Source organism: uncultured Microbacterium sp. (assembly GCF_937927635.1).
GTDB lineage: Bacteria > Actinomycetota > Actinomycetes > Actinomycetales > Microbacteriaceae > Microbacterium.
Genome location: NZ_CALBRW010000020.1, coordinates 94,857 through 118,734, shown reverse-complemented (window position 1 = coordinate 118,734; position 23,878 = coordinate 94,857). Strand labels below are relative to the sequence as shown.

The following is a 23,878-nucleotide window of genomic DNA, read 5'->3' as shown; positions in this document are numbered from 1 at the left end:
GCAGTGGGGGTCAGACGCGGCGGATCCGGGTGCGCAGGACCTGCGCGAGCCAGCATCCGAGGTAGATCAAGAACGAGACCGTCGTGATGTACGGGCTCACGGGCAGGGTCCCGGCGAGCGCCAGCAGGATGCCGCCCACGGCCGACACGAACCCGAACAGCGCCGCCAGCAGCGGCACGGCCAGCGGCCCGGCCGACAGGCGCATCGCGGCGGCAGCTGGGGTGACCAGCAGCGCCATCACCAGCAGCGCGCCGATGATGTGCACGCTCACGGCCACGATCAGCCCCAGCAGCACCATGAACACCAGGCTCACGGCGCGGGTCGGCACACCGCGCGCCGCGGCGGACTCCGGATCGAGCGAGTCGAAGCGCAGCGGGTTCCAGATCAGCAGCAGCCCCACCAGCACGATCAGGCTCATCCCGATCAACCAACCGAGGTCGGGGTTGGAGACCGAGACGATCTGCCCGGTCAGCAGGCCGAACCGGTTGGCCGTGCGGCCCTGCACCAGCGAGAGGAACAGGATGCCGAGGCCGAGGCCGAACGGCATCAGCACGCCCACGATCGAGTTGCGCTCGCGCGCCTTCACACCGAGGAGGCCGATCAGGATGGCGGCGATCAGCGCGCCGGCGACCGATCCGACCACCACGCTGCCGCCGAACAGCAGCGCGGCGGCGGCGCCGGCGAAGGACAGCTCGCTCACGCCATGCACGGCGAAAGCCAGGTCGCGCTGCATGACGAAGACGCCGATCAGGCCGCCGACGATGCCCAGCACGGCGCCGGCGAGCAGCGAGTTGGACAGCAGCACCAGCAGCTCGCCGTAGTCCTGGAACGAGAAGATGTCGCCCCAGTTCAGCATCGGGATCATGCGGCGCCCCCGGTGGGCAGGGTGCCGGTTCCCGGGCCCTGGGTCGCTGAGGTCTCGTGCTCGTGCCTGGTCTCAGCATCCGGCACGCCGACGACGACCAGCCTCCCACCCGTGCGGAACACGTACACGGGCGTGCCGTACAGCGCCGTGAGCACCTCGGTGCGCAGCACCTCGTCGGGGGTGCCCAGCAGGAAGCGCCCGCCGGCGATGTACAGGATGCGATCGACGCGGTCCAGGATCGGGTTGATGTCGTGCGTGACGAACAGCACGGCGGTGTCGTGCTGTCGGCGTCGTCGGTCGATGATCTCCGCGACCGCGCGCTGATTGGCGAGGTCGAGGTTCGACAGCGGCTCGTCGCACAGCAGCAGCACGGGGTCGTCGGCGAGCGCCTGGCCCACGCGCAGCCGCTGCTGCTCGCCGCCGGAGAGCAGTCCGACGGGCCGGTCGGCGTAGTGCGCGGCCTCCACGCCCTTCAGCAGCTCATCGACGCGGGCGCGGTCGCCGCGGCGCGGGATGGGCAATCCGAACCGAATGCCGTGCACGCCGAGCGCGACCAGGTCGCGGGCGCGCAGGCTGGTGTCCGGCGGCAGCGGACGCTGCTGGGGCACATAGCCGATGCGGGAGTTCCCCCGACGGGCCGCAGTGCCGTCGACGGTCACGCTCCCGGCCGAGAGCGGCTGCAGGCCCAGGATGCTGCGCAGCAGCGTCGTCTTGCCCGAGCCGGACGGTCCGAGCACGGCGATGAACTCGCCGGCCGCGACGTCGAGATCGAGTCCGGCCCACAGCTCGCGGTCATCGCGCTGCAGCGAGGCGCCGCGGATGCTGAGCACGGGCGCGCTCACGCCGGCCGGCGTCCCGCTCATCGGTCCAGGGCGGCGCTGAGGTCGTCGATCGCGGAGCGCATCCACTGAGCATATGTCTGATCGGGGCCGAGCAGTTCCGAGAAGGTCACGACGGGGATGCCGGCGCGCTTCGCGGCATCCGTCACCCGCGTCGTCTCGGAGCCGCCGGTCTGCGCGGTGGTGAGCACGGCGCGCACCTCACCGCCCTCGACCACGTGCAGGGCATCGAGCAGGATGGCGGGCGCGACGTCGTCGCCCTCCTCCACGGCGGAGGCGAACCCGTCCGGCGCGACGTCGTCCAGCCCCGCCGCGGCGGCGAGCAGCCCGGGCAGCGGCTCCGTGATGAACACCTTCTGTCCCTCGTGCTTCGCATGCAGGGCGTCGAGGTCAGCCTGCAGCGCGGTCAGCTCGCCGGTGACCTTCTCGGCCCTGGCCGCGAACCCGGCCTTGCCCGCCGGATCGAGCTTCGTCAGATCGGTCGTGATCCGCTCGACCACGTGCGTGATGGTGTGCACGTCGAACCACACGTGCTCATTGAAGCCCTCGATGTGCGAATGGCCCTCGTGATCCTTGCTGTGGTCGTCCTCTTTCACGGTCGCGCCGGGGTAGTCGTGCGAGAACTCGGCGGCGGTGATGACCGCGGCGTCCGAGCCATCGCGCAGCTGCTCCATGAAGGGGTCGTAGCCGCCGCCGTTCTCGATGATGAGATCGGCGTGCTGCACGGCGAGCCGGTCGCGTGCAGTGGCCTCGAAGGAGTGCGGATCCTGGGCCTTCGAGTCGATCAGGCTGGTGACGTCGACCTGGTCGCCGCCGATCTGCGCCGCCAGCGATCCGTAGACGTTCGTGGAGGCGACCACCTGCACGCGCCCGTCGTCGGCCTGACCGGCCGCTGTGGAGCCGCATCCTGTCAGTACCAGAGCGGCGGCGGTCAGGAGCGCGGCGATGGCCGGAGTTTTTCGCATTGCCCCATGCTAATCGCTAATGAGAACCATTCTCAACTCGGCTGCTCCTCGCGGGTCCCGAATCGCGGCCTCACGTCGAAGGAGCACGCGATTCGGGACCCGCGAACAGTGCGACTCCGGGGTCAGGCCCCGGGCGCGATCCAGGCCGTGGCCTCGCCGAGCAGCGCACCGTCCGAGAGGGGCTGCGTCGACAGCACCACGTCTGCGGCATCCGAGCCCAGCTCGAACGGCTCGGCGCCGAAGTTCGTCACCACCTGCCAGCCGTTCGGGCGAGCGAAGCGCAACACGTCGGCACGCCCCGAGCGGATCCACGCCAGCTCCTCGACCGTCTGCAGGTCGTGACGCAGCGCCAGCGCTCGGCGATACACGTTCAGCGACGACGACGCATCGGCATCCTCCGCCTCGACGGCGTACTGCGCGAACCAGCCCGGCTGCGGGATGTGCGCGCCACCGGCGCCGAACCCGAACGACGCACCCGACGAGGTCCACGGCAGCGGGACACGGCAGCCGTCGCGACCGAGGCCATCGCGATCCGGATCCGCTCCGCGGAAGAACGCGGGATCCTGCCTGTCCTCGGGTGCGATGTCGCCCACCTCGTGCAGGCCGAGCTCCTCGCCCTGGTACAGGTAGGTGCTGCCGGGAAGCCCCAGCAGGAACAGCGTCGCGGCCAGCGCACGGCGACTGCCCTGTTCCAGGTCGATCTGGTCGGCGGGAGCCCCGGCGAGGATCCAGTGCGAACCCTGCTTGACTCTGCTGCCGTTCAGCGCCGCGAGGCCGTAGCGGGTGGCGTGCCGCACCACATCGTGGTTGGAGAGCACCCAGGTCGACGAGGAACCGGTCGCAGCGCTCTGCGCGAGGTTGTCGGCCACGATGCGCTGGAACTGCGCGGCGTCGAAGTCGGCCTCCAGAAGGTCGAAGTTGAATGCCTGACCGAGACCGTCGGGGGACGCGTACTTCGCACGCCGCTCGGCGGTGGCCACCCACGCCTCGGCCACCGCGATGCGCGGCGGGTCGTATTCGTCGAACACCCGCCGCCATTCGCGGTAGATCTCGTGCACGGCATCCCGGTCCCACAGCGGGTGCCGGCCGCTGGCGGCATCCATCGCGTCGAGCTCCGCCTGGCTGGGCAGCACTGCCGGCAGATCCTTGCTCAGGCCGTGCGCGACGTCGATGCGGAACCCGTCCACACCACGATCCGACCAGAATCGCAGGGTCTGCACGAACTCGGCGTGCACGTCGGGGTTGTCCCAGTTGAAGTCCGGCTGCTCGGTGGCGAAGTGGTGGAAATACCACTGCCCGTCGCCCACCGGCTCCCATGCCGGGCCGCCGAACACCGAGCTCCAGTCGGCCGGCGGCAGCTCGCCGTTCGCGCCGAGACCGTCACGGAAGATGTACCGGTCGCGCTCGGGCGACCCCTTGCCCGCGGCGAGCGCGGCCTGGAACAGCGCGTGCCGGTTGGACGAGTGGTTCGGCACGATGTCGACGATGACCTTGATGCCTCGTGCATGCAGTGCCGCGATCATGTCGTCGAAGTCCGCCAGCGTGCCCAGGCGCGGGTCCACGTCGCGGTAGTCGGCCACGTCGTAGCCGCCGTCGGCGAGTTCGGAGGGGTAGAACGGGCTCAGCCACACCGCGTCGACGCCGAGGCCGGCCAGATAGTCGGCCTTCTGCACGACGCCGCGGATGTCGCCGAGGCCGTCGCCGTCCGCGTCCGCGAAGCTGCGCGGATACACCTGGTAGACCACGGCCTGGCGCCACCAGTCGGCATCGATCGCGGAGTCCCCGGCGAGGACGGCATCGGTCGTGAGTGTCATGGATTCTCCTTGGTGGTGGGGATCGGTGGTCGGTCAGCCCTTGACGGCGCCCTGCGTGACGCCCTCCATGACCCACCGCTGCGTGAACAGGTAGGCCACGATGGCCGGAGCCATCGCCATCAGGTACGACGCGAACGAGACGTTGTAGTTGTTGCTGAACTGGGTCTGGAACAGGTTCTGCCGCACGGGCAGCGTCTGCAGCGCCGGGTCGGAGATGATCAGCGACGGCATCATGAAGTCGTTCCAGGCGTACAGGAAGGCGAAGATGCCCACGGTCGCGCTCATCGGCCCCAGCAGCGGGAAGATGATGCGCCAGAACGTCTGCCAGGTGCTGGCGCCGTCGATGCGCGCGCTCTCCTCCAGCTCCAACGGGATCGAGCGCAGGAACGCGGTGAACAGCAGCACGCTGAAACTGAGCTGGAACATGGTGGCCAGGATGATGACGCCACCCGGGTTGTCCAGGCCGACCCGGCCGGTGAGCTGGATCTGCGGCAGGGCCACCACGGGGAAAGGGATGAACATCGCAGCCAGCAGGTAGAAGAACGACCAGCGGAACAGGCGGCGGTCCCAGTTGCGCACGATGGCGTACGAGGCGAAGGCCGCCAGCACGATGGTGGCGATCACCGTGCCGGCCGTGACCACCAGTGAGACGGCGGCGCCGACCGGGAACTTCGTGAGGTTCCACGCCTGCACGAATCCGTCGATGCTGAACGGGACCGGGAACGAGAAGGCGTTCCCGTCGACGGCCTGCCCGGTGGTCTTGAACGCCATCGAGATGGTCACGTACAGCGGCAGCAGCACCGTCACCGCGCACAGGATGAGGATGATCGTGCCGGACCAGTTGACCCGCTCCATGCGGGGTCGACGGCCGTCGGCGGTGATGGTCGTCAGAGTCTGCGTCGACATCAGAGGGCGTTCCTTCCACGGGTCAGCGAGAGCTGCAGCAGGGAGATGAGGACGGCGACGATGAAGAAGATGGTCGCGTTGGCCATCTGGTACGCGTAGTCGCCGCCGTTGAACCCGGCGATGATGGTCATCGCGATCGAGCGGGTGGAGGTTCCGGGGCCGCCGTTGGTGAGGCCGACGATGATGTCGTAGGCGTTCAGGAAGCCCTTGAACCCGAGGATGACGTTGATCACGACGTAACCCGCGACCAGCGGCAGGGTGATCTTCACCAGTTGCTGCCGCTTGCTGGCGCCGTCGATGTCGGCGGCCTCGTACACGTCGCCCGGCACCGACAGGAGGCCCGCGATGTAGATCAGCAGCGTGCCGGGGATGGCCTGCCAGGCCGTCACGATCACGATGGCAACCCAGGCGAGGTCGGGATTCGCCAGCAGGCTGGTCCCCAGCCAGGGGATGCCCAGCGCTCCGCCGGCGGCGGGGATCGAGTTGGAGAACAGGAAGTTGAAGACGTACGCGATGATGATGCCGGAGACCACCATCGGGATCACGAAGATCGTGCGCAGTCCCACCTTGAAGCGGATGCGGGAGGTGAGCCCCACCGCCAGCAGGAACGCCGCGACGTTGACGACGATCACCGTCGCGATCGAGAACCCGAACGTGAACAGGTAGCTCTGCAGGATGGCCGGATCGCTGAACAGCGCGATGTAGTTGGTCAGTCCGTTGAAGCTCCAGGACCCGATGCCGATCGAGTCGGTGAAGCTGAAGAAGATGCCGATGATGCCCGGCACGGTGATGGCCAGGGTGAACAGCACCAATGTCGGGACGAGGAAGAAGTAGTAGATCGGCTCGACACGTCGGTGGCTGCGTCGGCGCGTGGCATCGCCCGCGGTGACGATCGTGCTCGTGGCGCTCATTCGGCGGATTCCTTCTCGTCGGATGCCGACGGATCGCTCTTCACGACCGGGGCGCGGAACGCGATGCGGGCCCAATCGGCATCCATCGTGCTGAGGATCGACTTCGGCTGCGCACCGAGCACGATCGCCTGCGCGTAGTTGAAGACGGGGATGGTCTTGGGAACCAGCACCGACGGGCCCTGGTAGATCCGGCCCTTCGCGTAGTAGTCGGTCATGCCGGCCACGCGCGGGTCGTCGGGCGCCTCGGCGCCCTTGGTCGGGGTGAACCCGAGCTGGGAGTCGTTGTAGGCCTTGATGTGCGCGGGCTCGTACAGGTACTCCAGGAAGTCGCGCGCGGCCTTCTTGTGGTGGGATCCCTCGGGGATCATCGCGGCGAGGTCCATGTTCACCCGCACGGCGAGGTCGTCGGGGTCGTTCGTCATCGGCAGCGGGAAGGTGCCGAGCTTCAGGTCGGGCGCGGTCTTCGCGATCTCACTGAACGCCCACGGGCCCTGCAGGTACATCGCCGCCTTGCCCTGGGAGAACGCGAGGTTGCCGTCTCCGTAGCCGCGGCTCGCGGCATCCGGATTCACATCCTCCCTGGCGAGCTTCTCCATCTTGCCGATGGGCCCCGCGAAGTCCTTCTGGAACGACACTGCGGAGTGCGGACCGACCTCGGCGCCCTCGGCGTTGAGTTCGCCGAAGAAGTCGACGACGTCGAGCGAGCCGCCGACGGCGTAGTCGTACCAGCCCTGTCCGACCGTCCAGTCGTCTTTGAAGGTGGCGTAGAACGGCGTGATGCCGGCGGCCTTCAGCTGGTCGCAGGCGGCCAGCAGCTCATCCCAGGTCTTCGGGACCTGGATGCCCTGCTCGTCGAAGATCTGCTTGTTGTAGATGACGGAGGCGGCCATCACCGAGTACGGCAGTGCACTGATACGGCCGGCGCAGGAGCCGTACTGATCCATCAGCGGCTGCAGGTCGTCGCGCACCGAGGAGGCGGCATCCGTGCCGGACAGGTCGCTCAGCGCGCAGCGCTGCACGAAGCGGGCGACCTCGAAGTTGTAGTTGGCCAGCATGATGTCCGGCGGGTTGCCGCGCACGAAGCTGGCCGAGACGACATCCACCCCTGAGGTGTCGATGTCGACGTGCACCTTGTCCTGCGAGGCGTTGTACTGCGCGACCAGATCGGTCATGAAGCCGATCGCCTCGCGCTTGCTGAAGGTGAAGCGGATCGTCTCGCGCCCGTCCGACGAGCAGCCTGCCAGTGCGCTGGCGGCGAGGACGAGCGTCGCAGCGATGGCGAGAGCGCGTGTTCTTCGTGAAGACAACATCGTCCCTTTCTGGGTCCCGACCCTCGTGGATCAGATCCGATGATTAAATCTATTGGCCGAATCAACTGGATTGGGACATACTTTGACAGAGCGAACCCGAGAGGTCAAGAGCGATGGCGAAGATTTCCGCAGATCTCGGCACCGGCCGAGGCAGCGTGGGCCTCGTGCTGGATCTGGCCTGGGGACACGGCGTCTTCACGGCAAGCGACGCGATGGCCGCTTCCGGGCTGACGCGCTCGACGACGATCGACGCACTGGACACCCTGGTCGCGGCCGGCGTGCTGCGGGAGCTGCCGAACGCGCGGGATGCCGGCGAGTACCGCGCCGGCCGGCCCGCCCGCCGCTTCGAGCTGCCCACCGATCTGGGCGCCGTGATCGGCATCGACTCGGGCGACTCGCACCTGACCGTGACCGTCGCCGATCTGGCCGGCAGCGTGCTGGCCTCCGCCCGGCGCGCACTGGGTGCGCAGCAGACGCCCCAGGAGCGTCGCGATGACATCGTGGATGCCGTGCGCAGCACGCTGGCATCCGCCGGCATCGACCGGAAGGACGTGCTCGCGCTGTGCGCCGGCGTGGCCGCCCCTGTGGCGCGGGACGGCTCATCACCCCCGCACCCGGAGGGCTTCTGGGAGCGCACCAACCCGGGCCTGGTCGATGCGCTGGCCGACTGGGCGCAGGTCGTGCAGATCAAGAACGACGCGCAGCTGGCAGCCGCCGCCGAGGGCGCTGCGGGTGAGGCGATCGGATGCCGGGACTACATCGCGCTGCTGGCGGGTGAGCGACTGGGCGCCGGCGTCGTGGTCGATGGGCTGCTGCTGCACGGCGCGCACGGCGGCGTGGGTGAGATGTTCGCGTTCGACTACGTGCGCGACGTGGACTCGGCCTTCGGTCTGGGCGCAGCAGCCGAGGAGCTCGCACAGCGCCTGCTGCGCTCCGGCGAGGCCGATCCCGACGGCGCACTGGCGAAGCTGCGACCGGAGCAGGTGGACGGCGGGCACATCATGGCGCTCGCGGCCGCGCAGGACCCGGACGCGCTGCGCGTGGCCAATCGCCTGGGCGAGCGACTGGCCCGCATCGTCGGAGTGCTGGGCAGCATGTTCGACCCCCAGCGCGTGATCATCTGCGGCGCGGTCGCCGAGGGCATCGGGCCGGTGCTGGACGCCACCCGAGAGGCGCTCGCCCCACTGCTGCACCTGCCCCGGCCCGAGCTGATCGCCTCGCAACTGGGCGGCGACATCGTCACGCAGGGCGCGCTGGCCACGGCACTGCAGAGCGCCAGGGCCACGGCGCTCCCGCGTCTCGCGCAGGAGCGGCTGCGGGAGATGTGAGCACGCCGGGAGGGCGCACCGACCCTCAGGAGGCCCCCAGCTGCTCGGAGAGTGCTGCCGCAGCGTCGGCGACGTACCGGCCCAGCGCCTGGAGGCGATCCCCCATCCTGATCTTGGGGGCGCTCACGTTGATGGCGGCGACGATGCGCCCGTTCAGGTCGCGGACGGGCGCGGAGGCGCCGACCACGCCGCCTTCCAGCTCCTCATCCAGCAGCGCGTAGCCATGCGTGCGGATGCGGGCGATCTCCTCCAGCAGCGACTCGAAGTCGGTGATCACCGCCTTGTCGACGGGCGGGGTCCACAGCAGGGAGAAGTCGGTCTCGGTGGTGAACGAGTCGGCGGGCTCGACGATCACCCGATCCTGGCCGTGCTCCGCGTACCAGCGCTCGAGCGCGCCGCGATCCCAGTCGCTCAGCAGGACCCGCCCTGAGGGCGTCCGCCACGCGGCCGTCGTGACGCCCTCCCATCCGGTCGCCCTGACCTCGTGGGGGCTGAGCTCGCTCATGATCGTCAGCACGTTGCCCCCGCGCAGCACGCACAGGTGCGTGGTCTCCCGGGTGCCCTGCGCGACGCGACGCAGCAGCGGACGGCTGATCGCGACCATCCGGCTCTCGACCGTGCGTGCGGCCAGCGCGTACAGGCGCGCCCCGAGCCGGTACAGCTGGGTGGCCTCGTCGCGCTCGATCAGCCCAGCCGCGGCCAGGGTGGCCATCGCCCTCGAGATCGCCGCCTTGTCACGCCCGGTCAGCTGGGCCATCCGGACGACGCCGAGCCCACCCTCGCGGATCGCCTCCGGCGCGCCGAGGATGTCGAGGATCTCCACGTCCCGTGCGAGGCCGGACGAATTGCGACGGGGTTCGGACACGGATGCCATTCTCCGAATCTAAACGTCAGTTGTCATATATGCAACAGCCATTGTGAGAATGACATCGCTGTCCTAGCTTTGACCTACCCGAACAGGGCAACCCCCTCTCGACGAAGAGAAAGGATGCCGATGGACACGAGCTTCAAATGGTCCCGCTTCATCAACTTCCTCGCGCAGCGCTGGGACGAGGTCCTCGAACTCGCCGCTCAGCACCTCGCCGTGGTGGCGATCTCCCTCGCCTTCGCGCTGGTGATCGGCATCCTCATCGGCGCCCTGGTGTGGAACCGGCCGATCGGGCGCGCCACCGCACTGTCCGCCGCGGGTATCGCCATCACCATCCCGTCGCTGGCCGTGCTCGCACTGCTCTCCCCGCTGCTGGGCCTCGGCTGGGGGCCGAGCATCGTCGCCCTCGCGTTCTACGCGCTGCTGCCCATCATCCGCAACACGGTCGTCGGCCTGCGCGAAGTGCCCTCGCAGATCGTCGAGTCGGCCCGCGGCATGGGCATAGGGCGCACCCGCATCCTCGTCACCACCCAGCTGCCGATCGCCTGGCCGGTCATCATGGCCGGCGTACGGGTCTCGGCGCAGATGACCGTGGGCATCGCCGCCATCGCCGCCTACGTCGCCGGTCCCGGACTCGGCCAGTACATCTTCACCGGCCTGTCGTCGATGGGATCGTTCAACGCCGTCAACTACGCCCTGACCGGAACCGTGGCCACCATCATCCTCGCGCTGCTCATCGATGCGGCCTTCATCCTCGTGGCCAGGGCCACCACCTCGAAAGGACTCCGCGCCTGATGTCTGACACCACCCACACCAACACCGGATTCTTCCGCGCCATCTCCGCGCAGTCGGCGGGCGTCGCACTCGAGCTCGACCACGTCACCAAGCAGTACCCCGGCCAGCCCGCACCCGCCGTCGAGGACTTCTCGATGAGCATCCGTCCCGGCGAGCTGGTCATGTTCGTCGGCCCCTCCGGCTGCGGCAAGACCACCACGATGAAGATGGTCAACCGGCTCATCGAGCCGACGTCGGGCAGCATCCGCATCGACGGCAAGGACGTCCTCTCCCTCGACCCGAACGAGCTGCGCCGCCACGTCGGCTACGTGATCCAGCAGATCGGCCTGTTCCCGCATCGCACGATAGCCGAGAACATCGCCACCGTGCCGAAGATGCTCGGCTGGAAGAAGGACCGCATCGCCGACCGCGTCGACGAACTGCTCCGCACGGTGCAGCTGGACCCCTCCATCTTCGCGAACCGCTACCCGCGGCAGCTGTCCGGCGGCCAGCAGCAGCGCGCCGGCGTCGCCAGGGCCCTCGCGGCCGACCCGCCCGTGATGCTGATGGACGAGCCGTTCGGCGCGACCGACCCGATCACCCGGGAGCGGCTGCAGGCCGAGTTCCTGCGGCTGCAGGCCGAGATCGGCAAGACGATCATCTTCGTCACCCACGACTTCGACGAGGCCATCCGGATGGGCGACAGGATCGCCGTGCTCAGCGAACGCAGCCACATCGAGCAGTTCGACACCCCGGCGCGCATCCTCGCTTCCCCCGCGAACGACTACGTGACCTCTTTCATCGGCCAGGGCGCGGCGATCAAGCGACTCGCGCTCATGCCGATATCGGATGCCGCCCTCGGGCCGGCCGTCAGCGGCGGACCTCGGATCCCGGTGACCGGGTCGCTGCGCGACGCACTCGACCTCATCGTGCTCAGCGGCGCCGAGCGCATCACCGTGACCGACCCGGACGGGAAGGCGATGGGCTCGATCGATCACGCCGCCATCTCGCACGTGCTGGGCACCAGCGCCCCGGCATCCGCGTCGGGTCCCGAGAGCGCGGTGGCGCCATGACCGCCACGGTCGCGCTGCTGTCGCCGCGGAAGGCGCGCGCCAGGGAGCGCACGCAGCGGATCCTCCGGCTCGTCACCGCACCCGTCATCGTGGTGCTCGCCGTGGCGCTGCTGTTCTGGTGGCTCTCCACGCTGCAGCTGGACTCCATCGAGCAGCGCACGCTGAACCCGACGTACATCGAGGCGCGCATCAAGGAGCACCTGCTGCTGACCTTCGTCGCCTCGCTGCTGGTGGCCGTGCTGGCCATCCCCGCCGGCATCCTCGCCTACCGCACGCGTTCGCGCTGGGTGCGCAGCTTCTTCCTCGCCCTCGGGAACATCGGGCAGGCGACGCCCGCCGTCGGCGTGGTGATCCTGCTGGCGATCGTCTGGCAGACCGGCTTCGCCACCGCGCTCGTCGCCCTGGTCGCGTATTCGTTCCTCCCGGTGCTGCGCAACACCATGGTCGGCCTGGAGCAGGTCGGAGACGACGTCAAGGAAGCCGCTCGAGGAATGGGCATGACCCCCAACCAGGTGCTCCGGCGCATCGAGCTGCCGCTGGCCTCCCCGACGATCCTCGCGGGCCTGCGCACCGCGCTGGTCTTCGCGGTCGGCACCGCGACCGTCGCCACCTTCATCAACGCCGGAGGGCTCGGCGACATGATCGTCAACGGCCTGAAACTGCAGCGCTACCCGGTGCTGTTCACCGGCGCCGTGCTCGTCGCCGCCATCGCCGTCCTCATCGACTGGCTGGCCGGGGTCGTGGAGGACCTCGTCCGGCCGAAGGGCCTCTGAGCCCGGCCGGTCGTCACCGGCATCCCTTTACAAAAACCCGCACCAACTCGATTCAGGAGAACCATGTTCACCAAGCGTCACATCGCCGCGACCGCTGCGATCCTCGTCACCACCGCCCTTCTCACAGCGGGATGCTCCACCGGAAGCGCCGTCGAGAGCGGCAGCAAGAGCGACGATCTGAAGGGCCTGACCGGTGTGATCGGCTCGAAGGACTTCTCGGAGCAGTACATCCTCGCCTACATGACCACCGACCTGCTCAACGCCCACGGCGCCAACCTGACGACCAACACCAAGCTCGTCGGCTCCGCCAACACCCGGCAGGCCCTCACCAACAAGGACTTCCTCGGCTACTGGGAGTACACCGGCACCGCGTGGATCACCTACCTCGGCAACACGGCGCCGATCACCGACCCCAGTGCGCAGTTCACCGCCGTCGCCGAGGCGGACCTGAAGGCCAACGACGTGAAGTGGCTCGACCCGGCGCCGCTGAACAACACCTACGCCTTCGCCGTGCGCTCCTCCGAGGCGAAGAAGCTGAACGTCAAGACGCTCAGCGACGTGGCCGCGCTGCCCAAGGACCAGCAGACCTTCTGCATCGAGAGCGAGTTCTCCACCCGCGACGACGGCTGGCCGGGACTCGCCAAGGCGTACGGCATCGACGTCCCCGCGTCGAACGTGAAGCTGCTGGACACCGGCGTGATCTACACGGCCACGCAGAAGGGCAGCGACTGCAACTTCGGCGAGGTCTTCCAGACCGACGGCCGCATCAAGGCGCTGGATCTGACGGTCATGCAGGACGACAAGCAGTTCTTCCCCGTCTACCAGGGCGCGTTCACCATGCAGAACGCGGTCTTCACCAAGTACCCGAAGATCGCCGACGTGATGGCCAAGCTCTCGCCGCTGCTGACCACCGAGCAGATGCAGACCCTCAACGCGAAGGTCGACGTGGACGGCGAGGAGCCGGCCGACGTCGCCAAGGAGTTCCTGAAGGAGAAGGGCCTCATCTGAGGCTCTTCCCGCACGGAGCAGAAGCACAGAAGAAGAATCAGGAAGGAACCATGTCCATTCAGGATCACCCGACCATCGGCTTCATCGGACTCGGGAGCATGGGCGGCGGCATGACCCGCAACCTGCAGGCAGCCGGATTCCCGCTGGTCGTCAACGACGTCCGGCGCGAGGCCGCCGACGGTCTCATCGCCGGCGGGGCGCGGTGGGCGGACAGCGCTGCCGCGGTGGCCGCCGCCAGCGACGTCGTCATCACCATGCTTCCCACGCCCCGGCACGTGTCCGAGGTGGCCGCGGGTCCCGGAGGGATCCTCGAGGGCATCCGGGATGGCGGGACGTGGGTGGACATGTCGACCTCGGTCCCGGAGGTGGCGGATGCCGTGCGCGCCGCCGCCTCTGGCCGGGGGCTGCACATCTTCGACGCGCCGGTCAGCGGCATGTCGGTGGGCGCCGCCCGCGGCATGCTGCAGATCTTCATCGGCGGCGACGCGGACGACGTCGCCCGACTGCGCCCCGTCTTCGAGGCGATGGGCGACCCCGAGCGGATCCTGCACGTGGGCGGCCACGGCGCCGGCTACGCGGTCAAGCTCATGATCAATCAGCTGTGGTTCTCGCATCTGGTGTCCACCGCAGAGGTCCTCGCCGTCGGCGTGAAGGCCGGAGTCGACCTGAAGGTGCTGCGCGATGCCCTCATCGCGAGCCCGGCCAACAGCAACTTCCTCGAGCACGACGTGCTCTCCATCCTCGACGGCGGCGACTACGACGAGGGCTTCGCACTGGCCCTGGCGTGCAAGGATCTCGGCCTGTCGGTCGATCTGGCCCGTGCGGTCGGGATGCCGGTCGAGCTGTCCGGTCTGGTCGACCAGATCTTCCGGCGCGCCAAGGCCACCTACGGCGACCGCGCCGGCGAGATGCAGCCGTTCCAGCTGTACGAGGACCTGCTCGGCACGCGACTGCGGCTGGCCGATGCCGTCGCTGTCGACACCGATGAGCAGAAGGGACAGGCGGCATGACCACCGAGAGCGAGCTGCTGGCGACGATCCCCACCGGCCTGTACATCGACGGCCGCTGGCGCGACGCGTCGAACGGCGCGACTTTCGACGTGACCGATCCTGCGACCGAGCAGGTGCTCGCCCGGGTCGCCGACGCGACCGTGCAGGACGGGCAGGATGCCCTGGATGCCGCCGGCCGCGCACGCCGCTCCTGGGAGCGCACCTCTCCCCGCGAGAGGTCGGAGATCCTCCGCCGCGCGTTCGAGCTGGTGACCGAGCGCGCCGAGGAGTTCGCGCTGACGATGACCATCGAGATGGGCAAGCCGCTCGCGGAGTCCCGCGGAGAGGTCGCCTACGGCGCCGAGTTCCTGCGTTGGTTCTCGGAGGAGGCCCCGCGCATCGCGGGCCGGTACGCGACGGCGCCCGATGGCCGCAACCGACTGCTGGTCGTGAAGCGCCCCGTGGGCCCGTGCCTGTTCATCACCCCGTGGAACTTCCCCCTGGCGATGGCGACCCGCAAGATCGCGCCGGCGATCGCCGCCGGCTGCACGATGGTACTCAAGCCCGCCGCGCTCACGCCGCTGACGGCGCTGCTGCTCACGCAGGTGTTCGAAGAGGCCGGTCTCCCCGCCGGCGTGCTCAACGTCATCCCCACCTCGCACGCCGGTGCGGTCACCGGGCCGCTGATCAAGGACTCGCGGCTGCGCAAGCTCTCGTTCACCGGTTCGACCGAGGTGGGCCGCAGGCTCATCGCCGATTCCGCCGACCAGGTGCTGCGGGTGTCGATGGAGCTCGGCGGCAACGCCCCGTTCCTCGTCTTCGAGGACGCCGACATCCCCGCCGCCGTCGACGGCGCCATCGCCGCCAAGATGCGCAACGGCGGCGAGGCCTGCGTGGCCGCGAACCGTTTCATCGTGCACGAGAGCGTGGCAGAGGAGTTCACGACGGCGTTCACCGCCCGGATGGCGGCGTTCCATCCCGCGCGCGGCACGGAACCGGCATCCACCATCGGCCCGATGGTCGACGCGGCCACGCGCGACAAGATCGCGTCGCTCGTCGACGGCGCGGTGCGCGACGGCGCACGCGTCGCACTGGGCGGCGCGGCGCTCCCCGGCCCCGGCTACTTCTACCAGCCGACGGTGCTCGTGGACGTCCCCGACGGCGCCGGCATCCTGGACGAGGAGATCTTCGGACCCGTCGCGCCCATCACCACGTTCCGCGACGAGGAAGAGGCCATCCGGCTGGCGAACGCCACCTCGTTCGGGCTGGTCAGCTTCGCCTTCACCCGCGACCTGGATCGCGCCCTGCGCCTGGCGGACGAGCTGGACACCGGGATGCTGGGAATCAACGCGGGCGTGGTGTCGAACCCCGCCGCGCCGTTCGGCGGCGTGAAGCAGTCGGGCCTGGGCCGCGAGGGCGGCATCGAGGGCATCGACGAGTACCTGGAGACCCGCTACGTCGGCATCGCCGACCCGAGCAGGAGGGACTGATCGTGGAGATCACCGAATTCGCACCCTCGTTCTTCTCGCTCGCCGGGAAGCGCGCCATCGTCACCGGCGGCAACACCGGCCTCGGTCGCGCGTTCACGGTGGCGCTGGCCGCGGCGGGCGCCGACGTGTTCGCGCCGGGGCTCGCCCCCGACGACGGCACCACCGAACGGCTGGTGAGCGCGCACGGACGGCGCTTCGTGTTCGCCCAGGCCGACATCACCGTCTCCGGCACCCCGGCTCGGATGGTGGATGCCTGCGTCGCCGAGCTCGGCGGGCTCGACATCCTCGTCAACTCCGCCGGTATCTGCCTGCTGGACGACGTGCTCGCCTTCGACCGCAGCAAGTGGGACCCGATGGTCGCCGTCAATCTCACGGCCGCGTTCGACTTCGCGCACGAGGCCGCACGCGTGATGGTGCCGCAGGGGTCGGGGAAGATCGTCAGCATCGCCTCGTTGTTCTCGTTCCTCGGCGGCAGGCAGTCGCCGGCGTACGCGGCGACGAAGGCGGGCATCGTCGGTCTGACCAAGGCGTACGCCGACGAGCTGGGCGCCCACGGCATCCAGGTCAATGCCCTCGCCCCCGGATACTTCGCCACCGCCATCACCGAGGCCACCCGCTCCGATCCCGCAGCCGACCGGCGGATCATCGACCACACCCCCGCCGACCGGTGGGGTGACCCCGCCGACCTGATGGGACCGCTCGTGTTCCTGTGCAGCCGCGCATCCGACTACGTCAACGGGCACACGCTCACCGTCGACGGCGGCTACCTGGTCCGCTGAGCCCACCGCCCTGTTCGCCCCACCGCCCTGAGAGAGAGACATGACTGATTCCCGTTCCGCGCTGAGCACCGCCCAGATCGTCGAGGGCCTCACTGGCATCCTCGGACCGGACAAGATCGACACCGACCCGACCGCGCTGCGCAGCGCCTCGGTCGACAGGTTCAAGAAGTACACCGCCGCGCACGGCATCTTCGACGGACCGTTCCCGTCGGCCATCGTCTACCCGGCGAGCGCGCAGGAGGTCGCGGACGTGCTGCGGTTCGCGAACGAGAACCTCATCGCCGTCGTGCCGCGCACCGGTCGCACGGCCACCGAGGGCGGGCTGGAGACGGTCATCGCCGACTCGATCGTGCTGGACGGCTCGCACATGGACGCGATCCTCGACGTGAACGCCGTGGACATGATGGTCACCGTGCAGTGCGGCGTGCCGCTGCAGCGGCTGGAGGACGAGCTGCGCCTGCAGGGCCTGACGACCGGTCACTCGCCGCAGTCCAAGCCCCTCGCGCAGTACGGCGGACTGACCGCGACGCGATCGATCGGCCAGTTCTCGACGCTGTACGGCGGCATCGAGGACATGATCGTGGGGCTCGAGGCCGTGCTGGCCGACGGCACGATCACGCGCATCAAGAACGTCCCGCGGCGCGCGGCGGGCCCCGACATCCGTCACATGGTCATCGGCAACGAGGGTGCGCTGTGCGTGATCACCGAGGTCACGATCAAGGTCTTCCGGCATCAGCCGGAGAACAACCGGTACTTCGGATTCCTCGTCGACGACTTCGTTGCGGGAGTCGACGCGCTGCGCGAGCTGATCACGTCGGGCTACCGCCCCTCGGTGTGCCGGGTCTATTCGCCGGAGGACGCACGTCAGCACTTCAGCCACTTCTCCGACGGGAAGAACGTCGTCGTGCTGGTGGCCGAGGGCCCGAAGGCCCTGGCTGACGCCACAGCCACCGCGATCGAGGAGGTGTTCGCCGACCGGCCGCACGTGCGGGTGGACGACTCCCTGATCGAGCAGTGGTTCGCGCGCCTGAACTGGGATCAGTCGGCAATCGACCGCGAGCGGCGCGAGATGCAGGAGCGCCCGCACCTGGGCTACACCACCGAGGTCTCGGTGGACTGGTCGCGCACGAACGAGCTGTACGAGGCCGTGATGAACAGGATCCGCGCGGAGTTCCCCCGGGCCGAGGACCTGACGATGCTGGGCGCGCACTCGTCGCACAGCTACCAGACCGGTACGAACCTGTACTTCGTGTACGACTACGACATCCGCTGCGAGCCGCGGCAGGAGATCACCGAGTACCACGAGCCCCTCAACGCGATCATCGTGGAGGAGGCGCTGCGCCTGGGCGGGTCGATGGTGCACCATCACGGCATCGGCAAGTACCGCACCCCGTGGACGCGGCAGGAGCACGGCAGCGCCTACGTGCTGCTGGAGCGCCTGAAGCACGCTCTCGACCCGAACGGAATCATGAACCCGGGAACGATCTACCCGCTGGAGGCGTGAGGAGTGGACTCGTACCTCGTCGCGATCGACAACGGATCGCAGAGCACGAAGGTGCTCGTGGTCGATCAGGACGGCCGGGTGCACGCCTCCGCCCGGGTAGGGCTGCGGCCGTACGACACGATCGCTCCCGGCCGGGTCGTGCATCCGGACGACGACGTGTGGGACTCCATCGCGCGGGCCTGCACCGCGGCCCTGGCGCGGTTCGACGGCGACCGTTCGCGCATCGTCGGGGTGGGGTTGTGCACGATCCGCTTCTGCCGGGCGTATCTCCGCGCGGACGGGATGCTGGCCGAGCCGCTGCTGAGCTGGATGGACGAGCGAGTGGGGCGGCCGTTCGATCCGGCTGCGGCGCCCGACGCGCGGTGGGTGACGTCGTCATCCGGGTACATCGCGCATCGGCTCACCGGCGAGCGCACCGACGCGAGCGCCAACCTGCAGGGCGTCTGGCCGATCGACACCCGCTCCTGGCGCTGGTCGGCCGATCCCGCCGCATACGCGGCGACCGGGATGCCGCGGACGATGCTCTTCGAGCTGAGGGATCCGGGCGAGGAGCTCGGCCGGATCACGGCGGATGCTGCCGCGGCGACCGGGCTGCCCGAAGGGGTTCCCGTTTTCGCGACGGCGAACGACAAGGCCGTCGAGGCGCTCGGCGCCGGTGTCGCGGACTCCCGCATGCTGCTGCTGTCGCTGGGCACGTACATCGCCGCGATGACGGTGGGCGACGGGCCGGAGCACGGCGCCGCGTACTGGTCCAACTTCGCCGCGCGACCCGGCGTGCACCTGGCGGAGAGCCACGGCATCCGGCGCGGGATGTGGACGATCAGCTGGCTGCGCCGGCTGATCCGGTCCGACGATGCCGCGGATGAGACGATGTACGACCTCGAGGGGGTGCTGGATGCCGAGGCATCCGGCGTCCCGGCTGGCAGTGACGGCGTCGCGGCAGTGCTGGACTGGCTGGCACCGGATGACGAGCCGTGGCGCCGCGGCGCGATCATCGGCTTCTCCGGCGCGCAGGGGCGTGCGCACCTGTACCGCGCCATCCTCGAGGGGATCGCGTTGACCATGGCCGACAACGCCGATGCGATGTCGGCCGAGCTCGGCCTGCGTCCCGAGGCGCTGGTGGTCACCGGCGGCGGGGCGGCGTCGGCCACGATGCGGCAGATCCTCGCCGACGTGTTCGCGCTGCCCGTGCGCCGCGCCGAGAACGACGACGCGGCCGGGATCGGCGCGGCGATCTGCGCCGCCGTCGGCGCCGGTGTGCACGCCGATTGGGCCACTGCGCTGCGGGCGATGGCCAGACAGGTGCCCGCCGCCTCGCCGGGAGCGGATGCCGCCGCCTACCGGAGGCTGCGCCCCTGGCATCGGGAGATCCGCACGCGCATCGCCGAACTGTCGCGCTTCGCGGTCGCTCACGGCCCCGGGACCGAACAATCGCGATCGCCTGCGGCGGATGCCGCGGGGAAGGGAGACGAGAGATGAACCAGGACATCGACGGGCGGTTCGCGCAGGGCTGGGGCGGGACGGCGCCGAACGGCGTGCACGTCAACGTGCTGCTGGCGCGGCGCGGCACCCCGACGGCCGCGTCGATCACGACGGCCTTCACCTCGCCGCGGCCGGGCTTCACGCCCATCCTCGCCTGCGTGGGAGAGAGCCAGCAGGAGTACGTGACGGTCAACCCGCCGACCGTGATCCTCTCCAAGAGCCACGCCGAGGTCGGGATGGTCGAGACCATGGTCTTCGGCGCTGCGCAGGTCGGCGTCTCCCAGGGCGTGCTGGACGCCGTCGCGCAGGGGCACATCACCGGCGACCAGGACACGCTCGTGTTCGTGGCGCTGTGGATCGACCCGGCGTGCGACGACGAGACGCAGGTCAAGCTCGCGGCTCGCGCGGCGGCGGCGTCAGCGGTCTCGGAAGCCGCGAACGGCCTGCCCGCGAGCATCCGCTCCGCACAGGTGGACGGACGCGACGCGCTGACGCACCCGTTCTACGGGGGCGACTGAGCGGCGGCGCGCGCAGTCGAAGCGGTCGCCCCGGTCATCCGGGACGACCGCTTCTCTCACTCCACGAGCAGCGCGGGCTCCTCGAGCACGGAGGCGACGTCGGCGACGAATCGACTCATCTGGTCGCCGTCGATCACGCGGTGGTCGAAGGATCCGGCGACCGTGGTCACCCAGCGCGGACGCACCTCGCCGTCGACCACCCACGGCTTCTGCGCGATGGTGCCCATGGCCACGATCCCCGCCTCGCCGGGGTTGATGATCGGGGTGCCGGCATCCATCCCGAACACGCCGATGTTGGTGATCGTGATGGTGCCGCCCTGCTGGTCGGCGGGGCTGGTCTTCCCCTCGCGGGCGGTGAGCGTGAGCCGGTTCAGCGCGCGGGCGAGGTCCTTCATGCTGAGGTCCTGGGCGTCCTTGATGTTGGGCACCAGCAGGCCGCGCGGCGTGGCCGCGGCGATGCCGAGGTTCACGTAGTGCCGCACGACGATCTCGGCACCCGAGTCGGTGTCGACCCAGGCGGCGTTGACCATCGGCGTGCGGCGGGCGGCCCAGATCACGGCGCGCGCCATGATCAGCAGAGGCGAGACGCGGATGTCGGCGTAGTCGGGCGAGGCCTTCAGCCGCTTGACGAGCTCCATCGTGCGGCTGGCATCGACCTCCTTCCACACCGTCACGTGCGGGGCGGAGTACGCGCTCTGCACCATGGCCGAGCTGGTCGCCTTGCGCACGCCCTTGACGGGGATCGACTCGGTGCGGGCATCCGACCCCGGCTGCGGTGCCGGCTGCATGCCGCGGGCGAGTCCGACCGGAGCGGATGCCGGTGCCGGCACGGTCTCCTCGCGCACGCTCCCCCACTCCGGGGTCTCGATGTTGCGGAACACGCTGGCCTGCTCGGCGTGCTTCACGACGTCGTCGCGGGTGACCTCGCCGTCGGCGCCGGTCGCGGTGACCTCGGTGAGGTCGACGCCCAGGTCGCGGGCCAGCTTGCGGATCGGCGGCTTGGCGATCACGCCGACCGATGAGCGCACGGCCCTCTCGGCGGGCTTGCGCCGGCGGGACGTCGCACCGCCGCCGGTACCGTAGCCGACGAGCACGGACCCGCCGCCCTCCTCCGCAGCCGGAGCGGATGCCGTGGGGGCCGGCGTCCCGGCATCCGCATCCTCCGACACGAATGTGACGATGGGTGCTCCGACCTCGACCGTCGCGCCCTCGGCCGCGAGGATCTCGCCGACCACCCCCGCGTGCGGGGAGGGCAGCTCGACCAGCGACTTGGCGGTCTCGATCTCGCAGATCACGTCATTGATGGCGACGGTGTCGCCGGGCGCCACCTTCCAGGCGACGATCTCGGCCTCGGTGAGGCCCTCGCCGACGTCGGGCAGGGTGAAGGTCTGGGTGGTCATTGCAAGTCCTTTCGACTGCGTGTGGTTCATAACTCCGGAGATACGGCGGCCACGACGCCGGAATCGTGGCAGAGAGTCCAGATCATGGGCGATTCTCCGGAGTTATGAACGCAGAACGGGTGTCAGTAGGCCAGCGAGCGGTCGACGGCTTCGAGGATGCGGTCGGCATCCGGCAGGTACACGCCCTCGAGCTTCGCGGGCGGGAAGGGCGTGTCGAACCCCGAGACCCGCAGCACGGGCGCCTCGAGGGCGTAGAACGCGCGCTCCATGACGGTCGCGGCGATCTCGCTGCCCAGGCTGGTGAAGCCCTGGGCCTCCTGCGCGTAGACCATGCGGCCGGTGGATCGCACCGAGTCGAGGATGGGGCCGTAGTCCACCGGCGAGAGCGAGCGCACGTCGACGACCTCGCAGCTGGTGCCCTCCGACTCGGCGAGCGCGGCGGCCTGCAGCAGCGTGGTCACCATCGCGCCGTGGCCGACGAGGGTCACGTCCGTGCCGCGGCGGACGATCCGGGACGCGTGCAGCGGAAGAGCGGATGCCTCCAGCTCCACCTCTCCCTTGGGCCAGTAGCGGCTCTTGGGCTCCATGAAGATCACCGGGTCATTCGAGGAGATGGCCTCCTGGATCATCCAGTACGCGTCGTTCGGCGTCGACGGCGAGACCACGCGCAGGCCGGGGGTGTGCGTGAAGTACGCCTCCGGACTCTCCTGGTGGTGCTCCACGGCGCCGATGTGCCCGCCGTACGGGATGCGGATGACGACCGGCATCGACAGGGCGCCCGCGTGCCGATTGGTGACCTTGGCCAGCTGCGAGGTGATCTGGTCGAACGCCGGCCACACGAAGCCGTCGAACTGGATCTCGCACACCGGGCGGAATCCGGCCATGGCCAGGCCGATGGCGGAGCCGACGATGCCGGACTCCGCCAACGGGGTGTCGAGCACGCGCCGGGTGCCGAAGTCCTTCTGCAGTCCTTCTGTCACACGGAACACCCCGCCGAGGCGGCCGATGTCCTCGCCCATCAGCAGCACGCGGGAGTCGTCCTCCATGGCCTTGCGCAGGCCGGCGTTCAGCGCCTTGGAGAAGGGCATGGTCTCGATGCTCACAGGGCGCCTCCTTCGAACGAGGCTTCGTAGTCCGCCAGCCACGCCTTCTGCTCGGCCATCAGCGGGTGCGGCTCGCTGTAGACGTGGTCGAAGATGGCGGCGGGGCCCGGCGCCGACAGTTCGACGGTGCGGGCGCGCAGGTCCTCCGCGGCAGCCGCGGCCTCGGCATCCGCTGCGGTGAAGAACTCCTCGCTCGCGCCCCGCGAAAGCAGGTATGCGCGCATCCGGGCGATCGGGTCGCGCTGGGCCCAGGACTGCTCCTCGTCAGATCCGCGGTACTTGGTGGGGTCGTCGCTCGTGGTGTGCGCGCCCATCCGGTAGGTGACGGCCTCGATCGCGCGCGGACCGCCGCCGGCACGGGCCTCGTCGAGCAGCATCCGCGAGACGGCGTAGCTGGCCAGCACATCGTTGCCGTCCACGCGCACCGACGGGATGCCGTATCCGGCGCCGCGGCCGACCAGCGGCACCTTCGACTGGGTGGAGACGGGCACCGAGATGGCCCAGTGGTTGTTCTGCAGGAAGAACAGCACCGGGGCGCCGTAGCTGGCGGCGAACACCATGGCCTCGTGCACGTCGCCCTGGCTGGAGGCGCCATCGCCGTAGTAGACCACGACGGCCTCGTCGCGCTCGGGGTCGCCGGTGCCGGTGCGACCGTCGAAGGTCAGGCCCATGCCGAAGCCGGCGGCGTGCAGGGTCTGCGACGCCAGCACCAGGGTGTACAGCCGGGTGTTGCCGTTCTTCGGATCGGTCGGGTCCCAGCCGCCGTGCGAGACGCCGCGCATGAGCTTGATGATGTCCACCGGGTCGACCCCGCGGATGCGGGTGACGGCGTGCTCCCGGTACGACGGGAAGATCGTGTCCTGCCTGCGAGCGGCGTGCGCGGAGCCCACCTGGGCGGCCTCCTGCCCGCGGCTCGGCGGCCACAGGGCGAGCTGGCCCTGACGCTGCAGGTTGGTGGCCTGGGTGTCGATGGCGCGGATGGCCACCATGTCGCGGTAGAACTGCTCGAGCTCGGCGTCGGTCAGCGCATCGATGAGCGGCAGATACCGCTCGGATGCCGGCGACGGAGCGAATGTTCCATCCGCTTCCAGGACGCGAACGAGGGGTGTGTCGGTCGAAGTCACGGCTCCACGCTACCCACGTCGGCATGCCCCGTCACGCATAGTTCGGGGTCCCTAA

At 69.5% G+C, this 23,878-nt stretch carries 22 protein-coding genes; 11 read left to right on the top strand and 11 right to left on the bottom strand.

Features of this window, described 5'->3' with window-relative positions:
* Nucleotides 1-10: 10 nt before the first annotated feature.
* The 7 genes from Q0568_RS11030 to Q0568_RS11000 form a co-directional block, all read right to left on the bottom strand.
* A complete protein-coding gene (locus Q0568_RS11030) occupies nt 11-865 on the bottom strand; it encodes a metal ABC transporter permease (RefSeq protein ID WP_298866359.1) in 855 nt (284 codons plus the stop codon).
* Nucleotides 862-1,728 (bottom strand): metal ABC transporter ATP-binding protein, encoded by an 867-nt coding sequence (locus tag Q0568_RS11025; RefSeq protein WP_298866357.1) that lies wholly within the window; start codon nt 1,726-1,728, stop codon nt 862-864. The genes Q0568_RS11030 and Q0568_RS11025 overlap by 4 nt, the downstream gene beginning before the upstream one ends.
* Complete coding sequence (locus Q0568_RS11020) at nt 1,725-2,669, bottom strand: zinc ABC transporter substrate-binding protein (protein ID WP_298866355.1); 945 nt, start codon at nt 2,667-2,669, stop codon at nt 1,725-1,727. The genes Q0568_RS11025 and Q0568_RS11020 overlap by 4 nt, the downstream gene beginning before the upstream one ends.
* A gap of 122 nt (nt 2,670-2,791) precedes the next feature.
* Nucleotides 2,792-4,483, bottom strand: a complete 1,692-nt coding sequence (locus Q0568_RS11015; RefSeq protein WP_298866353.1) for a glycoside hydrolase family 13 protein — start codon at nt 4,481-4,483, stop codon at nt 2,792-2,794.
* A 33-nt stretch (nt 4,484-4,516) separates the two neighbouring features.
* The gene (locus Q0568_RS11010) at nt 4,517-5,389 is read right to left on the bottom strand and encodes a carbohydrate ABC transporter permease (protein WP_298866352.1); all 873 of its coding nucleotides are present in this window, start codon (nt 5,387-5,389) and stop codon (nt 4,517-4,519) included.
* A complete protein-coding gene (locus tag Q0568_RS11005) occupies nt 5,389-6,300 on the bottom strand; it encodes a carbohydrate ABC transporter permease (protein WP_298866351.1) in 912 nt (303 codons plus the stop codon). Before Q0568_RS11005 ends, Q0568_RS11010 begins: the two co-directional genes overlap by 1 nt.
* Nucleotides 6,297-7,610 carry an ABC transporter substrate-binding protein gene (locus tag Q0568_RS11000; protein ID WP_298866348.1) on the bottom strand — a complete coding sequence of 438 codons (1,314 nt, stop codon included), beginning with the start codon at nt 7,608-7,610 and terminating at the stop codon, nt 6,297-6,299. The genes Q0568_RS11005 and Q0568_RS11000 overlap by 4 nt, the downstream gene beginning before the upstream one ends.
* Before the next feature lie 113 nt (nt 7,611-7,723).
* Between Q0568_RS11000 and Q0568_RS10995 the strand changes: the two genes are divergently transcribed.
* Nucleotides 7,724-8,938, top strand: coding sequence for an ROK family protein (locus Q0568_RS10995; RefSeq protein WP_298866346.1), 1,215 nt, complete (start codon nt 7,724-7,726; stop codon nt 8,936-8,938).
* A gap of 25 nt (nt 8,939-8,963) precedes the next feature.
* On the opposite strand, the gene Q0568_RS10990 is transcribed toward Q0568_RS10995, so the two are convergent.
* On the bottom strand, nt 8,964-9,812 hold the full coding sequence (locus Q0568_RS10990; protein ID WP_298866344.1) for an IclR family transcriptional regulator: 849 nt from the start codon (nt 9,810-9,812) through the stop codon (nt 8,964-8,966).
* A gap of 120 nt (nt 9,813-9,932) precedes the next feature.
* Here Q0568_RS10990 and Q0568_RS10985 point away from each other — a divergent pair, with 120 nt between their 5' ends.
* From Q0568_RS10985 to Q0568_RS10940, 10 genes are all read left to right on the top strand, one after another.
* Entirely contained in the window at nt 9,933-10,601 is a 669-nt protein-coding gene (locus Q0568_RS10985) for an ABC transporter permease (RefSeq protein WP_298866342.1), read from the top strand.
* A complete protein-coding gene (locus Q0568_RS10980; protein WP_298866340.1) occupies nt 10,601-11,653 on the top strand; it encodes an ABC transporter ATP-binding protein in 1,053 nt (350 codons plus the stop codon). The genes Q0568_RS10985 and Q0568_RS10980 overlap by 1 nt, the downstream gene beginning before the upstream one ends.
* On the top strand, nt 11,650-12,426 hold the full coding sequence (locus Q0568_RS10975; protein WP_298866338.1) for an ABC transporter permease: 777 nt from the start codon (nt 11,650-11,652) through the stop codon (nt 12,424-12,426). Before Q0568_RS10980 ends, Q0568_RS10975 begins: the two co-directional genes overlap by 4 nt.
* Before the next feature lie 63 nt (nt 12,427-12,489).
* Nucleotides 12,490-13,434, top strand: a complete 945-nt coding sequence (locus Q0568_RS10970; protein ID WP_298866336.1) for a glycine betaine ABC transporter substrate-binding protein — start codon at nt 12,490-12,492, stop codon at nt 13,432-13,434.
* A 50-nt stretch (nt 13,435-13,484) separates the two neighbouring features.
* The gene (locus Q0568_RS10965) at nt 13,485-14,444 is read left to right on the top strand and encodes an NAD(P)-dependent oxidoreductase (RefSeq protein WP_298866334.1); all 960 of its coding nucleotides are present in this window, start codon (nt 13,485-13,487) and stop codon (nt 14,442-14,444) included.
* Nucleotides 14,441-15,913 carry an NAD-dependent succinate-semialdehyde dehydrogenase gene (locus Q0568_RS10960; protein ID WP_298866332.1) on the top strand — a complete coding sequence of 491 codons (1,473 nt, stop codon included), beginning with the start codon at nt 14,441-14,443 and terminating at the stop codon, nt 15,911-15,913. Before Q0568_RS10965 ends, Q0568_RS10960 begins: the two co-directional genes overlap by 4 nt.
* A gap of 2 nt (nt 15,914-15,915) precedes the next feature.
* Nucleotides 15,916-16,692, top strand: a complete 777-nt coding sequence (locus tag Q0568_RS10955; protein WP_298866330.1) for an SDR family oxidoreductase — start codon at nt 15,916-15,918, stop codon at nt 16,690-16,692.
* A 40-nt stretch (nt 16,693-16,732) separates the two neighbouring features.
* On the top strand, nt 16,733-18,196 hold the full coding sequence (locus Q0568_RS10950) for an FAD-binding oxidoreductase (protein ID WP_298866328.1): 1,464 nt from the start codon (nt 16,733-16,735) through the stop codon (nt 18,194-18,196).
* Nucleotides 18,197-18,199: 3 nt separating this feature from the next.
* Nucleotides 18,200-19,675 carry an FGGY-family carbohydrate kinase gene (locus Q0568_RS10945; RefSeq protein WP_298866326.1) on the top strand — a complete coding sequence of 492 codons (1,476 nt, stop codon included), beginning with the start codon at nt 18,200-18,202 and terminating at the stop codon, nt 19,673-19,675.
* Nucleotides 19,672-20,196 (top strand): formaldehyde-activating enzyme, encoded by a 525-nt coding sequence (locus Q0568_RS10940; protein WP_298866324.1) that lies wholly within the window; start codon nt 19,672-19,674, stop codon nt 20,194-20,196. Before Q0568_RS10945 ends, Q0568_RS10940 begins: the two co-directional genes overlap by 4 nt.
* 56 nt (nt 20,197-20,252) lie before the next feature.
* Here Q0568_RS10940 and Q0568_RS10935 read toward each other — a convergent pair whose 3' ends face one another.
* From Q0568_RS10935 to Q0568_RS10925, 3 genes are all read right to left on the bottom strand, one after another.
* The gene (locus tag Q0568_RS10935; protein WP_298866322.1) at nt 20,253-21,596 is read right to left on the bottom strand and encodes a dihydrolipoamide acetyltransferase family protein; all 1,344 of its coding nucleotides are present in this window, start codon (nt 21,594-21,596) and stop codon (nt 20,253-20,255) included.
* A gap of 122 nt (nt 21,597-21,718) precedes the next feature.
* Entirely contained in the window at nt 21,719-22,684 is a 966-nt protein-coding gene (locus Q0568_RS10930) for an alpha-ketoacid dehydrogenase subunit beta (RefSeq protein ID WP_298866404.1), read from the bottom strand.
* Nucleotides 22,685-22,695: 11 nt separating this feature from the next.
* Nucleotides 22,696-23,823, bottom strand: coding sequence for a thiamine pyrophosphate-dependent dehydrogenase E1 component subunit alpha (locus Q0568_RS10925; RefSeq protein WP_298866320.1), 1,128 nt, complete (start codon nt 23,821-23,823; stop codon nt 22,696-22,698).
* Between the last annotated feature and the right edge of the window lie 55 nt (nt 23,824-23,878).

Coding starts and splice junctions, on each gene's coding strand:
- Q0568_RS10985 (WP_298866342.1), top strand. CDS start 9,933: ATGGACACGAGCTTCAAATGGTCCCGCTTCATCAACTTCCTCGCGCAG.
- Q0568_RS10975 (WP_298866338.1), top strand. CDS start 11,650: ATGACCGCCACGGTCGCGCTGCTGTCGCCGCGGAAGGCGCGCGCCAGG.
- Q0568_RS10970 (WP_298866336.1), top strand. CDS start 12,490: ATGTTCACCAAGCGTCACATCGCCGCGACCGCTGCGATCCTCGTCACC.
- Q0568_RS11010 (WP_298866352.1), bottom strand. CDS start 5,389: ATGTCGACGCAGACTCTGACGACCATCACCGCCGACGGCCGTCGACCC.
- Q0568_RS11025 (WP_298866357.1), bottom strand. CDS start 1,728: ATGAGCGGGACGCCGGCCGGCGTGAGCGCGCCCGTGCTCAGCATCCGC.
- Q0568_RS10930 (WP_298866404.1), bottom strand. CDS start 22,684: ATGCCCTTCTCCAAGGCGCTGAACGCCGGCCTGCGCAAGGCCATGGAG.
- Q0568_RS10935 (WP_298866322.1), bottom strand. CDS start 21,596: ATGACCACCCAGACCTTCACCCTGCCCGACGTCGGCGAGGGCCTCACC.
- Q0568_RS10990 (WP_298866344.1), bottom strand. CDS start 9,812: ATGGCATCCGTGTCCGAACCCCGTCGCAATTCGTCCGGCCTCGCACGG.
- Q0568_RS11030 (WP_298866359.1), bottom strand. CDS start 865: ATGATCCCGATGCTGAACTGGGGCGACATCTTCTCGTTCCAGGACTAC.
- Q0568_RS10950 (WP_298866328.1), top strand. CDS start 16,733: ATGACTGATTCCCGTTCCGCGCTGAGCACCGCCCAGATCGTCGAGGGC.
- Q0568_RS11005 (WP_298866351.1), bottom strand. CDS start 6,300: ATGAGCGCCACGAGCACGATCGTCACCGCGGGCGATGCCACGCGCCGA.
- Q0568_RS11000 (WP_298866348.1), bottom strand. CDS start 7,610: ATGTTGTCTTCACGAAGAACACGCGCTCTCGCCATCGCTGCGACGCTC.
- Q0568_RS10940 (WP_298866324.1), top strand. CDS start 19,672: ATGAACCAGGACATCGACGGGCGGTTCGCGCAGGGCTGGGGCGGGACG.
- Q0568_RS11020 (WP_298866355.1), bottom strand. CDS start 2,669: ATGCGAAAAACTCCGGCCATCGCCGCGCTCCTGACCGCCGCCGCTCTG.
- Q0568_RS11015 (WP_298866353.1), bottom strand. CDS start 4,483: ATGACACTCACGACCGATGCCGTCCTCGCCGGGGACTCCGCGATCGAT.
- Q0568_RS10960 (WP_298866332.1), top strand. CDS start 14,441: ATGACCACCGAGAGCGAGCTGCTGGCGACGATCCCCACCGGCCTGTAC.
- Q0568_RS10995 (WP_298866346.1), top strand. CDS start 7,724: ATGGCGAAGATTTCCGCAGATCTCGGCACCGGCCGAGGCAGCGTGGGC.
- Q0568_RS10965 (WP_298866334.1), top strand. CDS start 13,485: ATGTCCATTCAGGATCACCCGACCATCGGCTTCATCGGACTCGGGAGC.
- Q0568_RS10980 (WP_298866340.1), top strand. CDS start 10,601: ATGTCTGACACCACCCACACCAACACCGGATTCTTCCGCGCCATCTCC.